Source organism: Gordonia aichiensis, from assembly GCF_039946255.1.
Taxonomy (GTDB): domain Bacteria; phylum Actinomycetota; class Actinomycetes; order Mycobacteriales; family Mycobacteriaceae; genus Gordonia; species Gordonia aichiensis_A.
Genome location: NZ_JBCDWL010000008.1, coordinates 24,071 through 38,735, shown reverse-complemented (window position 1 = coordinate 38,735; position 14,665 = coordinate 24,071). Strand labels below are relative to the sequence as shown.

General features: G+C 69.1%; 13 protein-coding genes. 2 read left to right on the top strand and 11 right to left on the bottom strand.

Annotated elements, in window-relative coordinates:
- Nucleotides 1-132: 132 nt before the first annotated feature.
- From AAFO60_RS11205 to AAFO60_RS11175, 7 genes are all read right to left on the bottom strand, one after another.
- Nucleotides 133-1,659, bottom strand: coding sequence for an aldehyde dehydrogenase family protein (locus tag AAFO60_RS11205; protein ID WP_347956281.1), 1,527 nt, complete (start codon nt 1,657-1,659; stop codon nt 133-135).
- A gap of 99 nt (nt 1,660-1,758) precedes the next feature.
- The gene (locus AAFO60_RS11200) at nt 1,759-2,745 is read right to left on the bottom strand and encodes an alpha/beta hydrolase (protein ID WP_347956280.1); all 987 of its coding nucleotides are present in this window, start codon (nt 2,743-2,745) and stop codon (nt 1,759-1,761) included.
- A gap of 84 nt (nt 2,746-2,829) precedes the next feature.
- Entirely contained in the window at nt 2,830-3,537 is a 708-nt protein-coding gene (locus tag AAFO60_RS11195; protein ID WP_347956279.1) for a hypothetical protein, read from the bottom strand.
- Between the two features lie 11 nt (nt 3,538-3,548).
- Nucleotides 3,549-3,671, bottom strand: a complete 123-nt coding sequence (locus AAFO60_RS11190; RefSeq protein ID WP_347956278.1) for a hypothetical protein — start codon at nt 3,669-3,671, stop codon at nt 3,549-3,551.
- Nucleotides 3,672-3,952: 281 nt separating this feature from the next.
- Nucleotides 3,953-5,110 (bottom strand): acetyl-CoA C-acetyltransferase, encoded by a 1,158-nt coding sequence (locus AAFO60_RS11185; RefSeq protein ID WP_347956277.1) that lies wholly within the window; start codon nt 5,108-5,110, stop codon nt 3,953-3,955.
- 44 nt (nt 5,111-5,154) lie between these two features.
- Nucleotides 5,155-5,961, bottom strand: coding sequence for an SDR family oxidoreductase (locus tag AAFO60_RS11180; protein WP_347956276.1), 807 nt, complete (start codon nt 5,959-5,961; stop codon nt 5,155-5,157).
- The gene (locus AAFO60_RS11175) at nt 5,958-7,220 is read right to left on the bottom strand and encodes an acyl-CoA dehydrogenase family protein (protein WP_347956275.1); all 1,263 of its coding nucleotides are present in this window, start codon (nt 7,218-7,220) and stop codon (nt 5,958-5,960) included. Before AAFO60_RS11175 ends, AAFO60_RS11180 begins: the two co-directional genes overlap by 4 nt.
- Nucleotides 7,221-7,261: 41 nt before the next feature.
- Between AAFO60_RS11175 and AAFO60_RS11170 the strand changes: the two genes are divergently transcribed.
- Entirely contained in the window at nt 7,262-8,806 is a 1,545-nt protein-coding gene (locus AAFO60_RS11170) for a FadD3 family acyl-CoA ligase (protein WP_347956274.1), read from the top strand.
- A gap of 66 nt (nt 8,807-8,872) precedes the next feature.
- Here the strand turns inward: AAFO60_RS11170 and AAFO60_RS11165 are convergent, their stop codons facing one another.
- On the bottom strand, nt 8,873-10,411 hold the full coding sequence (locus AAFO60_RS11165) for an AMP-binding protein (RefSeq protein ID WP_347956273.1): 1,539 nt from the start codon (nt 10,409-10,411) through the stop codon (nt 8,873-8,875).
- A 47-nt stretch (nt 10,412-10,458) separates the two neighbouring features.
- Between AAFO60_RS11165 and AAFO60_RS11160 the strand changes: the two genes are divergently transcribed.
- Nucleotides 10,459-11,334: a helix-turn-helix transcriptional regulator gene (locus AAFO60_RS11160; RefSeq protein WP_347956272.1), complete on the top strand. Its 876-nt coding sequence runs from the start codon at nt 10,459-10,461 to the stop codon at nt 11,332-11,334.
- 36 nt (nt 11,335-11,370) lie between these two features.
- On the opposite strand, the gene AAFO60_RS11155 is transcribed toward AAFO60_RS11160, so the two are convergent.
- The 3 genes from AAFO60_RS11155 to AAFO60_RS11145 form a co-directional block, all read right to left on the bottom strand.
- Nucleotides 11,371-12,135 (bottom strand): GAP family protein, encoded by a 765-nt coding sequence (locus AAFO60_RS11155; protein ID WP_347956271.1) that lies wholly within the window; start codon nt 12,133-12,135, stop codon nt 11,371-11,373.
- Between the two features lie 96 nt (nt 12,136-12,231).
- Complete coding sequence (gene lysS / locus AAFO60_RS11150) at nt 12,232-13,737, bottom strand: lysine--tRNA ligase (RefSeq protein ID WP_347956438.1); 1,506 nt, start codon at nt 13,735-13,737, stop codon at nt 12,232-12,234.
- A 73-nt stretch (nt 13,738-13,810) separates the two neighbouring features.
- Complete coding sequence (locus AAFO60_RS11145; RefSeq protein ID WP_347956270.1) at nt 13,811-14,224, bottom strand: rhodanese-like domain-containing protein; 414 nt, start codon at nt 14,222-14,224, stop codon at nt 13,811-13,813.
- Nucleotides 14,225-14,665: the final 441 nt, after the last annotated feature.

Sequence of the window (14,665 nt, the reverse complement as noted above, 5' to 3'; positions counted from 1 at the left end):
CGGCCGACCCGCCGCGCGACCCAGACATGGTCGCACACGCGCCGTCGGCGGGAACGACGGTGCGCCCCGCCCGAACAGCGAACACTGCTCAGACGGGGCGCACCAACGTACGGGCTGACGGACGGGCTGCGATCAGCGTTTCCCGGCGGCCCTCCGCTTGGCCGACTTCTTCATGGCACGACCGTTGAGGAAGCGCCAGAACTTCATCTGCATCTCGGTCGAGCGCTTGTCGCGCTTGGTGAACGGCGCGACCATCAGCTCGGCGAACGAGATCGGCAGCGTCGAGACGGTGACGGCCCGCGCGTGGCTGAAGGTGTTGAAGCCGAACTCGCCGTGGTAGTTGCCCATGCCCGAGCGGCCGACGCCGCCGAAGGGCAGCCCCTGCGACAGCAGGTGCAGCGCGAAGTCGTTGCCCGAGATCGAGCCGCTGCGGGTGTTGTCGGCGACCGTCTTGAGGTTCTCGTTGTCCTCGCCCACCCAGTACAGGGTCAGCGGATGCCCGGCGGAGTTGATCTTGTCGATCGCCTCCGACAACTCGCGGTACGGATACACCGTCAGCACCGGGCCGAAGACCTCGTCGTCCTCGATCTTCATGCCCGCCTTGACGCCGGTGAGCAGCGTCGGCGGGATCTTGCGCGCGGCTGCGTTCGGGAGCTCCTCGCCCGCAGGCTTGACCTGCAGCTTGGCGGCGCCGAGGGTCTCGGCGTCCTCGATCAGCCCGACGATGCGGTTGTAGTTCTTCTCGTTGATCGTCGAGGTGTAGTCCTCATTGGCGACGATGGTCGGGAAGTTCTTGGTCCAGCGCGCGATCACCTTCTCGGTGAACTCGCCGACCTTCTCCTCCGGCACGAACACGTAGTCGGGGCATAGGCACACCTGGCCGCCGTTCACCATCCGCGCATCGGCCAGGAAGGTGGCCGCCTTGCCGATGTCGGTGGTCTTGTCGACGATCGCGGGGTTCTTGCCGCCCAGTTCGAGGGTGACCGGGACCAGGTTCTTGGCCGCCTCCTGCGCCACGGACGAACCGACCTCCGGCGAGCCGGTGAAGAACATGTGGTCGACTTTGAGCTTGGCGAAGTCCGACCCGCCGCCGTGCTTGCTGGTGATGACCGCCAGCTCCTCGATCGAGAAGTAGTCCGGCGCCACCCGCGCGATCACATCGGTGGTCTTGGCGGTGATCGACGACGGCCGCATCAGCACGCGGTTGCCCGCGGCGAAGGCCGAAGCGGCCGGCACGATCGTCAGCTGCAGCGGGAAGTTCCAGGGCCCCATGATGCCGACGACGCCGAGCGGGTCGCGCCGCAGCCGCTGCTTGAAACCGAGCAGACCGGCCACCTTGGCGACGTTGGTCTCCTTCATCCACTTCTCGGCTCCCCGCCGCTGGTGGGCGAGGTCGATCATGCAGCCCGCGACGTCGGCGGCGATCGACAGATCCCGCGGACGGGTCCCGAAGTCGGCGGTCAGCGCCTCGGTGATCTCGTCGGCGTGGTCGAGCAGCAGCTGGCCGAGCCGGTTGATGCGGTCGATGCGCGTCGCGGCGTCGGGGATCCCGTCCCGGAGGAAGGCCGCCTTCTGGATCTCGAGCAGTTCTTCCATCGTGTGCGACTCCGACGACACCTTGTCGCCCGCGCGCACCACCACGTCTGCCGGTTTGGTCATGACACTCTCCCACTCACGAGTCACTCGAACACTTTGAGACGAATTCCCTCAGTCATCCCAAGTGTAGCCACGTGGTGGTTCGAATCACAGTGCCGAAGGTCAGCGGATCGCCCGGGAGAGCTGCGGCCACGACTTGTGCAGCTGGTCCTGCCAGTAGGGCCACGAGTGGGTGCCCGCGATCGGCCGGTCGACGGTCGCCGGGATGTTGAGCTGCTGCAGCCGCGAGGCCAGCTCCTCGGTGCACAGCTTGGTGGCCGCCTCGATGGCCCCGCCGACGATGATCCGGTCGCCCAGCTTCGACACGTCGGGGACCTCCGCGAGGTTGTCGTGCTCACCCGGCAGGCCGGTCGCCGTGCTCAGGTACAACGACAGTCCGCGCAGACCCGCCGCGTTGAGCACCGGATCGTTCTTCTTCCACAGCGGGCCGTCGTACGGTCCCCACATGTTCCGGGTGTCGGCCTCGCCGCGGACCTCGGTGACGAGCCGGATGAACAGCTGTCCGTACTCGGTCGACGTGCTCGCGCACCCGCTGTACGAGCCGACCGCCTTGTACAGGCCCTTGTTCTGGATGGCCAGGTTCAGCACCGAGGTGGCCGACGACGAGATCCCGGCGATCGCGTTCTTGCCGGTGGTCCGGTAGCGCCCGTCGATCGCCGCCGGGAGCTCCTTCGCCAGGAAGGTCGACCACTTGTTGACGCCGAGTCGCTCGTCGGCCTTGATCCAGTCGGTGTAGTAGGTGAAGGCGCCCTGCATCGGGATCACGACGTACACGTGCTTGTCGGCGAAGAACTTCACGACGTCGGTGTTGCGCTGCCAGGTCGCGGAGTCCTCACCGCCGCCGGCGCCGTTGAGCAGGTACAGCACGGGGGCCGGGCGCGAGGTGTCCTTCGGCGAGAGCACGGTCAGCGGGATGTCGCGCCCCATCGCCGCGGAGTGGACGGTGATGTCGCGCTCCTGCTGGCCGGCGGCCGGCGTCGCGGCTGCGACGCCCGCGCCCGCGGACACCAGTCCGACGGTCGCCGAACCCATCAGGGCGGCCGCGCTGACCAGGACGGCCGAGAGACGTCGACGGTGCTTGAACTTCACAGTTTTCTCCTTCACGCGAATCGTCGCGCGGCGTAGTGCTGGCGGTGCCGACCGTCGGCGCCGCGGGTGCTGTCCGGGCGGCCCTCACGTCCGGACGGCGAGGGGTGCGATCTCACTGACGAGACCGTACAGTGCGGTGCCGTCGCCGAGTTCGACTCGGTCGAATTCCGTCAATCGCCAACCGCGCGCAAATGCCTCACGCAGCTTCTCGACGCCGGTCCAGACGTAGAACGAGCAGTCGCGCTCGGTGCAGTACTCCTCGACCGGGCGGACGAGGGAGGCCAGCAGGTCGCCGCCGCGCGAGTGCGGCGCCAGCGCGGCGATCGGGATGCTCACCGAGGTCGGGGCCGGTGCGGGCATCAGGTCCCGTCGCCAGAGTTCGACGAGGCGGCGCGCCATCCCCGGTCGGGCCATCAGTCGTTCGGCGTCGGCCCGCAGTGCCGCGGGGTCGGGCGCGCTCCCCTCATCCGGCGGCTGCCAGGCGAGGACTCCGACCAGCCGGCCGTCGCCGCTCCCGCGCACGCCGAGCATCCGCCCGGCGGCGGCCATCGGCGCCAACAGCACCTCGGCGAGCAGTTCGCGCGCGGCCAGGTCGTCGGCGGACTCGCCGAGCACCCAGTCGAACACGGGCACCTCCACGAGCGCGTCGCCGACCAGCGCGGCCGCTTCGGCCAGTTCGCCGACCGACATGATCTGCACCGGCGGCAGATCATCGCGGCCGCCGCGCGCGGAGACGGCCGGGCCGCGACCCCCGTGGGGAGTCGCGACCCGGCCGCGGTCCGTCGACGTCATAGCGTCAGACCTCAGGCTGCGCCGCCGCCTTCGTTGCTGATGCCGTAGCTGCCACCCTCGCTGGTGGAGCCGGCGTCGCCCAGCACCGCGTTGATGGTCTTCGCCAGGTCGAGCAGGGGATCGATGTTGCCCATGACAATTCCTTCCAGATCATTGGTATCGAGCGGTGATGCACAAAATCCACATCCGACGGATTGGACGTGAATCACACTTTCTGCATCCGTTCGGACGATACGCGGCAGGTGGACACAGCACGTAATCGTGCCCCTTTCGCCCAAAACGGATCAGTCACGGAATTGTGTAACGAATGCGAACCGCCCCGGTGCGCGTGGCTCCGGGGCGGTTCGGGGGTCGGCAGATTCGTTTCGCCGTCGTGGGTGTCGGCTCAGGCGCTCAATGCCGTCCTGGGTGCTCGTCAGCCCAGGCGCTCGATGATGGTGACGTTGGCGGTGCCGCCGCCTTCGCACATGGTCTGCAGGCCGTAGCGGCCGCCGGTGCGTTCGAGTTCGTTGAGCAGCGTGGCGAACAGCTTGGCGCCGGTGGCGCCGAGGGGGTGGCCGAGGGCGATGCCGCCGCCGTTGGGGTTGACGCGCGCGGGGTCGGCGCCGGTCTCCTTGAGCCAGGCCAGGACGACGGGCGCGAAGGCCTCGTTGATCTCGACGACGTCGATGTCGTCGATGCTCATGCCGGTCTTCTCCAGCGCCCACTTGGTGGCCGGGATGGGTGCGGACAGCATCATGACGGGGTCGTCGCCGCGGACGGTCATGTGGTGGATGCGGGCGCGCGGGGTGAGCCCGTACTCCTTGAGCGCCTTCTCGGAGACGACGAGGGTGGCCGAGGCGCCGTCGCAGATCTGCGAGGCGACGGCGGCGGTCAGGTCGGAGCCTTCGGCGAGGACGTCGAGGGAGGCCATCTTCTCCAGCGAGGTCTCGCGCGGGCACTCGTCGACGACGCAGTCGCCGAGCGGGACGTATTCATTGTCGAAGTGCCCGGCGGCGATGGCGGCCTTGGCGCGCTGGTGGCTCTGCAGCGACCACTGCTCCATGTCGAGGCGGCTGATGCCCCACTTCTTGGCCATCATGTCGGCGCCGACGAACTGGCTGATCTCCTGATCGCCGAAACGCTCGGTCCAGCCCTTCGACTCGGCGGTGGGGGTGGTGAAGCCGAGTTCCTGGCCGGCGATCATGGCCTGGCTGATGGGGATGGCGCTCATGTTCTGGACGCCGCCGGCTAGGACCACGTCCTGGGTGCCGCTCATGACGCCTTGGGCGGCGAAGTGGATGGCCTGCTGGCTCGATCCGCACTGGCGGTCGACGGTGGTGCCGGGGACGCCGAGGGGCATGCCTGCGGTGAGCCACGCGGTGCGGGCGATGTTGCCTGCCTGGGGGCCGACGGTGTCGACGCAGCCGAAGACGACGTCGTCGACGACCTCGGGGTCGATGCCGGTGCGTTCGACGATGGCCTTGATGACGTGGGCGCCGAGGTCTGCGGGATGGACTTCGGCGAGGGAGCCGCGTCGCTTGCCGACCGGGGTGCGGACGGCGTCGACGATGTAGGCCTGGGGTGTGCTCATGAGGTTCTCCTAATGGGGCGGGAGGTGGCGGGGCGGGATCGCGGTCAGGCGCGCTGGCTGGAGATCGAGACGATCTCGCCGGTCAGGTAGGTGGTGTAGTCGCTGGCCAGCATCGCGATGGTCGCGGCGATCTCCCAGACCTCGGCGGCGCGACCGTAGGCCTCGCGGGAGGCCAGTTCGTCGAGCAGTTCGTCGGTGGTGACCTTCGCCAGGAAGGGGTGCTTGGCGATCGACGGGGCGACGGCGTTGATGCGGACGCCGTAGTCGGCGGCCTCGACGGCCGAGCAGCGGGTCAGCGCCATGACGCCGGCCTTGGCTGCGGCGTAGTGGGCCTGTCCGCGCTGGGCGCGCCAGCCGAGGACGGAGGCGTTGTTGACCAGGACGCCGCCGTGACCGGCGTCGCGGAAGTAGCGCAGCGCCGCGCGGGTGGCGCGGAAGGTGCTGTTGAGCGTGATGTCGACGACGCGATCCCACTGCTCGTCGGTCATGTCGGCGACCGGCGTCTCGCCGCCCAGGCCCGCGTTGTTGACCATCACGTCGATGCGGCCGAGCTGCTGCGCGGCCGATGCGACGAGGGCGTCGACCTGCTCGGTGCTGGAGACGTCGCACACGAACGAGGTGACCTGCCGGTCGGCGAACTCGGCGGACAGCTTCTCGACGGTCTCGCCGAGGCGTCGCTCGTGGAAGTCGGAGACGAGGACGTCGGCGCCTTCCAGGAGTGCGCGGCGGGCGGTGGCGAAGCCGATGCCGGTGCCCGCGGCGGCGGTGACGACCACCTTCTTGCCTGCGAGGAGGTTGTGTCCGGGGATCTCTTCCGGCGGGGTCGCGAGGGGGGAAACGGGTCGGGTCACGGGCGTGCCTCTCGGGGAAGGCCGAGCACGCGCTCGGCGATGATGTTGCGCTGCACTTCGTTGGAGCCGCCGTAGATGGTGTCGGCGCGGGTGAAGAGCAGGAGTCGTTGCCATTCGTCGAGTTCGACGTTCTCGGGGTCGGCGATGTCGTTGGCCCGACCTTCGGTGGTGGCGGCGGGGCCGATGAGCGACGGCGCTCCGACCACGGCGACGGCGAGTTCGCCGAGGTCGCGGTGCCAGTTGCCCCACAGCAGCTTGGTGACGGAGGCGGCGCCGGCTTCGGAGACGATGTCGCCGGACAGTGTGCGCTTGGCGTTGGCTTCCATGACAGTGAGCCCGACCTTGGCGCGACGCAGTCGCGTCGCGATCTCGGGGTCGTCGATGGCGCCGTTGGCGCGGGCGATGTCGATGATGTTGTCGAGTTCGCGCCGGAAGCCGACCTGTTGGCCGAGGGTGGAGACGCCGCGCTCGAACTGCAGCAGTCCCATCGCGACCTTCCAGCCGTCGCCGGACTGTCCGACGATCAGGTCGGCGTCGGTGCGGGCGTCGTCGAAGAAGACCTCGTTGAACTCGGACGTGCCGGTGATCTGCTGGATGGGGCGGATGGTGACGCCGGGCTGGTCGAGCGGGACCAGCAGGAAGCTCAGGCCCTTGTGCCGGAGCGAGCCCTTCTCGGTGCGGGCGATGACGAAGCACCACTGCGACAGGTGCGCGAGCGAGGTCCAGATCTTCTGTCCGTTGATCTTCCACTCGTCGCCGTCGAGGACGGCCGAGGTCGCCACGCCGGCGAGATCGCTGCCCGCGCCGGGTTCGGAGTAGCCCTGCGCCCACAGCTGCGTGACGTTGACGATGCCGGGCAGGAAGCGCTGCTGCTGCTCGGGTGTGCCGTACTCGATCAGCGTGGGGCCGAGCAGTTCCTCACCGAGGTGATTGACCCGCGCGGGGGCGTTGGCGCGCGCATACTCCTGGTGGAAGATGATGCGCTGCTCGATGGTCGCGCCGCGGCCGCCGTGTTCGACGGGCCAACCCAGGCACGTCCAGCCGGAGGCGGCCAGGTGGCGGTCCCACTGCAGCCGCTGCTCGAAGAACTCGTGTTCGCTGCCCGGGCCGCCGCGGCCGCGGAGTTCGGCGAACTCGCCGACGAGGTTGTCGGTGAGCCATTCGCGCACGGCCTCGGCGAAGACTGTTCCGGCATCGCGCGTCGCCGCTGCCCATTCGCCCAGATCGACGGTGCGATCGGCGAGATTGATCGTCGTCATACCGCTAGCTTAACCTACCAAGCATTTGCTAGGTTTTGGATATGCTCCCGAACCCGTTGACCACCCCCGCCGCCCTGCATCGTGCCGAAACGCAGTGGCCCGACGGCGTCGCGATCGTCGACGACCAGTGGGGTGAGCCCGTCTCGCTCACCTGGCCCCAGCTGGCCGACCGCGTCCGAGCGTTCGCCGCCGGCCTGATCGACCTCGGCGTCGGCCACGGCGACCGCGTCGCGCTCTGGGCGCCCAACAGCTACCACTGGCCAATCGCCGCGCTCGGCATCCAGTACGCGGGCGCCGTCCTGATCCCGCTCAACACTCGCTACACCGTCAGCGAGGCCTCCGACATCATCGATCGATCGGGCGCGAAGGTCGTCGTCGTCTCGGGTGAGTTCGCCGGCATCAACCGGCTCGCGGAGGTGCTGGGGTCGTCGATCCCCGACGGTCGGACCATCGTCTCGATCCCCCTCGACGACGACGCGGCCGCCGACGGCGCCCTGACCTGGGACGCCGTCATGGGTTCGGCGACGCCGGAGCTGATCGGGCAGGCTCGCGACCGCGCCGCCGCCGTCCGCGAGGACGATCTGTCCGACATCCTGTTCACCTCCGGCACCACCGGCGCGCCGAAGGGCGTGATGGCCGAGCACCGGCAGACGGTGCACGGCTCGCACGCCTGGGGCGCCAACGGCCGGCTCACCGAGACCGACCGCTATCTGATGGTGAACCCGTACTTCCACACCTTCGGTTACAAGGCGGGGATCCTGCCGTCGCTGCTGTTCGGCACCGCGATGTACCCGCTGGCGGTCTACTCCCCCAGCGTGTCGATGAAGAAGGTGGCCGCCGACCAGATCACCGTCTTCCCGGGCGCGCCGACCATCTTCCAGACCATCCTCGACGACCCCGCCCGCGCCGACTACGACCTGTCGAGCCTGCGCCTGATCGTCACCGGCGCGACCATCGTGCCCGTCGTCCTGATCGAGCGACTGCAGTCCGACCTCGGCGTCGAGACCGTCGTGACCGCCTACGGGCAGACCGAGACCAGCGGATTCATCACCACCTGCCGGCCCGACGACGACGCCGTCACCGTCGCGACCACCTGCGGCCGGGTGTTCGACGGGATGGAGGTGAAGCTGTCGGACCAGGGCGAGGTGCTGACCCGCGGATTGATGGTGATGCGCGGCTATCTCGACAACCCCGAGGCGACCGCCGAGACCATCGACGCCGACGGCTGGCTGCACACCGGCGACATCGGCGAGCTCGACGACCGCGGCAACCTGATGATCACCGACCGCCTCAAGGACATGTACATCTGCGGCGGCTTCAACGTCTACCCGGCCGAGGTGGAGCAGGTGCTGACCCGCTTCCCTGGCGTCACCGAGGCCGCGGTCATCGGCGTTCCCGACGACCGGCTGGGCGAGGTTGGCAAGGCCTTCCTGACCGTCAAGGAGGGCGTGCGGATCGACCCCGCCGCGGTGATCGCCTACGCCCGCGAGCACCTGGCGAACTTCAAGGCCCCGCGCGTCGTCGAGGTCGTCGACGCCTTCCCCCGCAACGCCTCGGGCAAGATCCTCAAGCGCGACATGAGCTGAAACGCATGAGACTGTCGTTCGGTGCCACAGGTGGCACCGAACGACAGTCTCATCCGTCTGAAACCGTTATGCGCCTTCGCGACGCAGGATGAACCGCTGGATCTTGCCGCTCGGCGTCTTGGGCAGCGAGTCGACGAAGTGCACGGTCCGCGGGTAGGCGTGCTTGGAGTACTCGTCGCGGACCAGCTTCTTGAGTTCGTCGGCCAGGGCGTCGTCGCCGACGAAGCCGCTGCGCAGCACGACGAACGCCTCGACCACCTCGCCGCGGATGCCCTCCGGGTCGGGGCGGCCGACGACGGCGACCTCGTTGACCGACGGATGTCCGGCCAGCACGCTCTCGACGTCGAACGGCCCGATGCGGTAGCCGGCGGCCAGGATGACGTCGTCGTCACGCGAGGTGAAGGCGAAGTAGCCCTCGTCGTCGACCTGCCCGGTGTCGGCGGTCAGGTACCAGCGCCCGTCGGCGGTGTAGCGTTCGGCGGTCTTCTCGGGGGCGGCGTCGTAGCCGGAGAACCACAGCAGCGGGCTGCCCGGCACGTCGATCGCGATCTGCCCGTCGACGATGCCCGCGGCGTACCCGGGCATCGGCTGCCCCATGGAGCCGGGCCGGAGCGGCTGCGCCAGTTCGGGATGCCAGTGGTTGCCGATCACCATGCCGAGCTCGGTCTGGCCGTACTGATCGCGCACCTCGCAGCCGAGTTCGGCCACGCCCCACGCGACGATGTCCGGGGTCAGCGGCTCACCGGCCGACGACGCGCGGCGCAGCGTGATGCCGTCGAGGTCCGACCCGGCGCGCATGGCGCGGTAGATGGTGGGCGCCGCGGCGAAGTTGGTGACACCGAAACGACGGATCACCTCGACCGTCGACTCGGGTGTGAACCCCTGGTTCAGCAGCAGGCTGGTGCGACCGGCGACCATCGGCGCCAGCAGCGCGTAGTAGAGGCCGTATGCCCAGCCGGGGTCGGCGGCGTTCCAGAAGACGTCCTCTTCGGTCACGTCGAGCGAGTAGTGCAGGTAGGTCTGGAACGACGCGAGGCAGAACAGCGGCACCGGCACGCCCTTCGGCTTGCCCGTGGTGCCCGAGGTGTACAGCTGCACCAGCGTCCCGTCGCCGCCGATCGCGACCGATTCGGCGAGCGGCTCGGCGGTGGCGGCGCGCGCCACCAGCTCGTCGGCGTCGAGGACGGTGACCGCGTCGATCGGATCGACCTTGCTGCGCTGCGAGGCGTCGGTGACCACCAGCTTCGCGCCCGACCCCTCGGTCCGCAGTTCGACCGCGCCGGTCGCGAACGCGGTGAACAGCGGGACGTGCACGGCGCCGAGGCGCCAGAGCGCGAGCAGCGTCACCACCAGGGCGCGGCGCTTGCCGAGCAGCACCGGAACGCACTCGCCGCGCTGGACGCCCTCGGCCGCCAGAACGGTCGCCATCCGGCGCGACTCGTCGGCCAGCTGCCCCCAGGTCATCGACTCCGCCGACAGGTCCGGCTCCACCAGGGTGAACGCGACGGCGTCAGCGGGGTGCCGGTCGCACAGCAGGTGAGCGGCACTCGCCTGCGGTGACCGGTACTCGGTCAGCCACGCTCGGGTCTGCTGTTCGGCGTTCATCGGACTCTCCACTCGGATAGACGGCAGGATCTGGGACAATCATCGTTGTGACCCGAAGCACCGGCAACCCTCCGAAGAGGGGTGCACCCCACGACGAGCTCGCCCGGCAGCTGCGCCGACCGCTGGAACGGCTGCGCAGACACAGCGGCGCGAGTCTGGCCTTCGCCGGCCGCGTCGTGTCCGACACCCAGCAGCCCGCACCCGAGGCGACCATCGAGCTGAGCTACTTCGACGGCGACGTGGTGGGACCGCTGCGCGGCGTCCGACTCGATTACGGTCACGGACTCGGCGGGCGCGTCCTGGACCGTCGGCGCGCGACCGCGCTGCACGACTACATCGAGTCGCCGCTGATCACCCACACCTACGACGCGATCATTCGCGCCGAGCGGCTCTACTCGATGGTCGCCGCGCCGATCATCGTGGGCCGCAAGCACATCGGCGTTCTCTACGCCGCCAAGCGGTTCCGGCACGATCAGCTCGACCTCGCCCTCGACGCCGTGGCCGACGAGGCGCGCGCCGTCGAGCAGCAGCTCACCGTCTCCGATGTCCTTGGTGTGTTGCACGATGACGCCGAGGAACGCGAGCTGAGCGCGTGGCGCACCCGCGTGCAGGACTCCCACGCCCGGCTGCGGAGCCTGGCCGACAACGTCGACGACGAGTCGCTGCGCCTGCAGATGCTCGAGATCGCCGCCGAACTCGCCGGTCAGGCACCCGTCGAACCGGTCGCCGTCCGGCTCACCGCGCGCGAACAGGATGTGCTGAGCCTGCTCGGCGTCGGCCTGAGCAATCCGGCGATCGCCCAGCGTCTGGGCATCGGCCTGTACACCGTCAAAGGTCATGTGAAGTCGTTGATGGGCAAGCTCGACGCCGCCACCCGCTTCGAGGCCGTCGTCAACGCCCGGCGGATCCGGCTGATCCCGTAGGTCGCGCTCTCTACTCGCGTCGGGGGTGGGGCCGGTTCACCCGGCGACGCCGAGCCCCTGCCCGAGGAAGATCACGCCGACCACCAGCAGCACGACCAGCGTGATCGCGGTCATGTTGGCCTCGATCCACCGCCGCCACTCGCGCAGCGCGTCATCGACTCTGGCGCCGCCGAGCACCGACACGAGCAGCGGAAGCAGCAGGGTCAGCGAGGCGAGCACCGCGAAGACGAGCACCGACACCACCTGTCCGGCGTCGGTCAGGTCGGTCGCGCCGAGCGCGGAGCCCGCGCTGATGCCCAGCGGAATGTCTTTGAGGATGATGATCGCCTGCGCGATGCCCAGACCGAGGCACGCCCACACCCCGAGGTCGTCGATCCGCGACAGGAAGCCCTTCTTGTCGGAGGGTTCCAGGTCGACCGCTTCATGGACGAGCGCATCGCGCCTCGGGTCGGTCGCCTCGGCCCCCACGGGCGCCGGTTCCGCGGCGTGGACGCGATCGTGGGCGGGACGTTTGATCCACGTGATGACGGCCAGGATGAAGAAGACCGCGGCGAAGACCAGGTGCAGCACGTCCAGGCCGGTCTCGGTCCCCGACGGATCGTCGTCGTGCGCGACGTCGGTCAGCAGCATCGGGACCAGCGTGATGACGAAGACGCCGATGAACCACCCGATGGCGAAGACGAAGCCGCGCAGGTGGCCGCGTCGCTCGCCGGTCAGCAGGACCAGGATCGTGGTGATCGCGATGGGGCTCAGAGCCAGCCCCATCGCGTATCCGAACGTACCGCCCAACGCACCCAGCATGAATGTGCTCCGTTCCTCTTTTCAGAAAAACGTACCGTATGTCGGCCTTGCCCCTTCGGGTTCGGTGCGACTTCTGCCCCGGTGCGGGGCACCGGGTCAGCTCTGGTGCGGCTTCACCAACGGGAACAGGACGGTCTCCCGGATCCCGAGACCGGTCAGCGCCATCAGCAGACGGTCGATACCCATGCCGGTGCCTGCGGTCGGCGGCATCCCGTGCTCCATCGCGGCCAGGAACTCCTCGTCGAGAACCATCGCCTCGTCGTCGCCGGCCGCAGCCAGACGAGCCTGGTCGACGAACCGTTCGCGCTGGATGATCGGGTCGACGAGCTCGGAGTAGCCGGTCGCCAGCTCGAACCCGCGCACGTACAGGTCCCACTTCTCCACCACGCCCGGGATGCTGCGGTGCGCGCGGACCAGCGGCGAGGTCTCGACCGGGAAGTCGCGGACGAAGACAGGCTCGTCGAGCTTGTCGCCGACGAGGTGCTCCCACAGTTCTTCGACGAGCTTGCCGTGCCCGTAGCCCTTGTCCTTCGGGACGTCGAGGCCGACGCGGTCGGCGATCTTCAGCAGGTCCTCCACCGAGGTCTGTGCGGGGACGATCTCCTCGCCCAGCGCCTCCGACAGCGACGGGTACATCGACAGCGTGGTCCACTCGCCCGACAGGTCGTAGGTGCTGCCGTCGGGCATGGTCGGGGTCAGGGTGCCCAGCGCGCCCATCGCCACGGACTGCACCAGTTCGCGGATCATGACGGCGGCGTCGTCGTAGGTGCCGTAGGCCTGGTAGGTCTCGAGCATCGCGAACTCGGGCGAGTGCGTGGAGTCGGCGCCCTCGTTGCGGAAGTTGCGGTTGACCTCGAAGACGCGCTCGATGCCGCCGACCACGCAGCGCTTGAGGAACAGCTCCGGCGCGATCCGCAGGTAGAGGTCCATGTCGAAGGCGTTGGAGCGGGTGACGAAGGGGCGGGCCGCGGCGCCGCCGTGCAGGGTCTGCAGCATCGGCGTCTCGACTTCGAGGAAGCCGCGGTCGGTCATGAACTTGCGCAGTTGCGACATCACCTCGACGCGCGTGCGGGCGATGGCACGGGCCTCGGGGCGAACGATGAGGTCGACGTAGCGTTGACGGACGCGCGACTCCTCGTTCATCTCCTTGTGCGCGACCGGCAGCGGGCGCAGCGCCTTGGACGCCATCTCCCACGAGTCGGCCATGATCGACAGCTCGCCCGTCCGGGAGCTGATCACTTCGCCGTGGACGAAGACGATGTCGCCGAGGTCGGTGTCGGCCTTCCACCGCGCGAGCGCCTCTTCGCCGACGCCGTTGAACGAGATCATCGCCTGCAGCTGGGTGCCGTCGCCCTCCTGGAGGGTGGCGAAGCAGAGCTTGCCCTTGTTGCGCAGGAAGATGATCCGGCCGGCGACGCCGACCTTGTCGCCGGTCTCGGTGCCTGCCTCCAGGTCGGGGTAGGCGGCGCGGATCTCCGCGAGGCTGTGCGTGCGCGCCACCGAGACCGGGTACGCCTGACGACCTTCGTCGAGGATGCGCTCGCGCTTCTCCTGGCGGACCCGCACCTGTTCGGGCGTCTGGTCGGCGGCGGATTCGGTCATCGGGGCGCTGGAAACCTGGTCAGTCACGCACCCCAGGTTATGCGGCCCACCAGGGGCAAGACCAATCAGCGGGTCAGTGTGTGTCGAACAGGCCGAGCGCGTCGTCGCCGATGCTTCCGCCGACCCGCGCCGACCGCAACGCCGCGTGCCCGCCGACGACGAACTGGGCGCCGCGCACACCCCGCGCCTGCAGGTGCCAGGCGAGCATCTCGGCGTCGTAGCCGTCGTCGGAGATGAGCAGCCAGCGCGCGTCCGCGGTCGCAGCGCGCAGCCGGCGGTCGGAGTCGGGAGCCAGCAGGTCGAGCGCCTCGTCGACGTCGACGGCGAGCGCGCCGATCAGTGCGCCGCCCGCACTCCGGTCGGCCGTGCTGCGCAGGTCGACGGCCGTCGCGCCGGCGGCGACGGCGGAACGGTACTGGTGGGCCTGCAACGACAGCGGGACCGGGCGGTACGAGGTGGTGACGGGGGCAGAGAATGCGAGAGTCATGGCGAGGGAGTCCTCAGAGGTGATCGAGTCGAGCAGGGGTTGGCGAAGATCGGCCGACCGCTCGGCGTACGACGCCGGGCGCGGTTTCAGCCGCGACAACACTCCTGACAGCTCTTGATCACGAGCAACAGTCTGCCACACCCCTCCGCCCCCGACCAGCCCTTTCCCTCACCCTGATTCTTATCCGAGCGGCCCCCAGGCCGGTCGAGTAGCCCGCGAACGAAGTGAGCGAGCGTCCCAGGCCGGCCGAGTAGCCCGCGAACGAAGTGAGCGAGCGTATCGAGACCCCACCCCCGCGGAAGTCATACCCCCAGGTCTCGATACTCCCTCGGCTAGCGCCTCGGCCTACTCGACCACCCTAAAAAGCCCGCCCCAGCCCGGCCGAGCGCGAGCGAGCCCTCCCCAGGCTGGTCGAGTAGCCCGCGAACGAAGTGAGCGAGC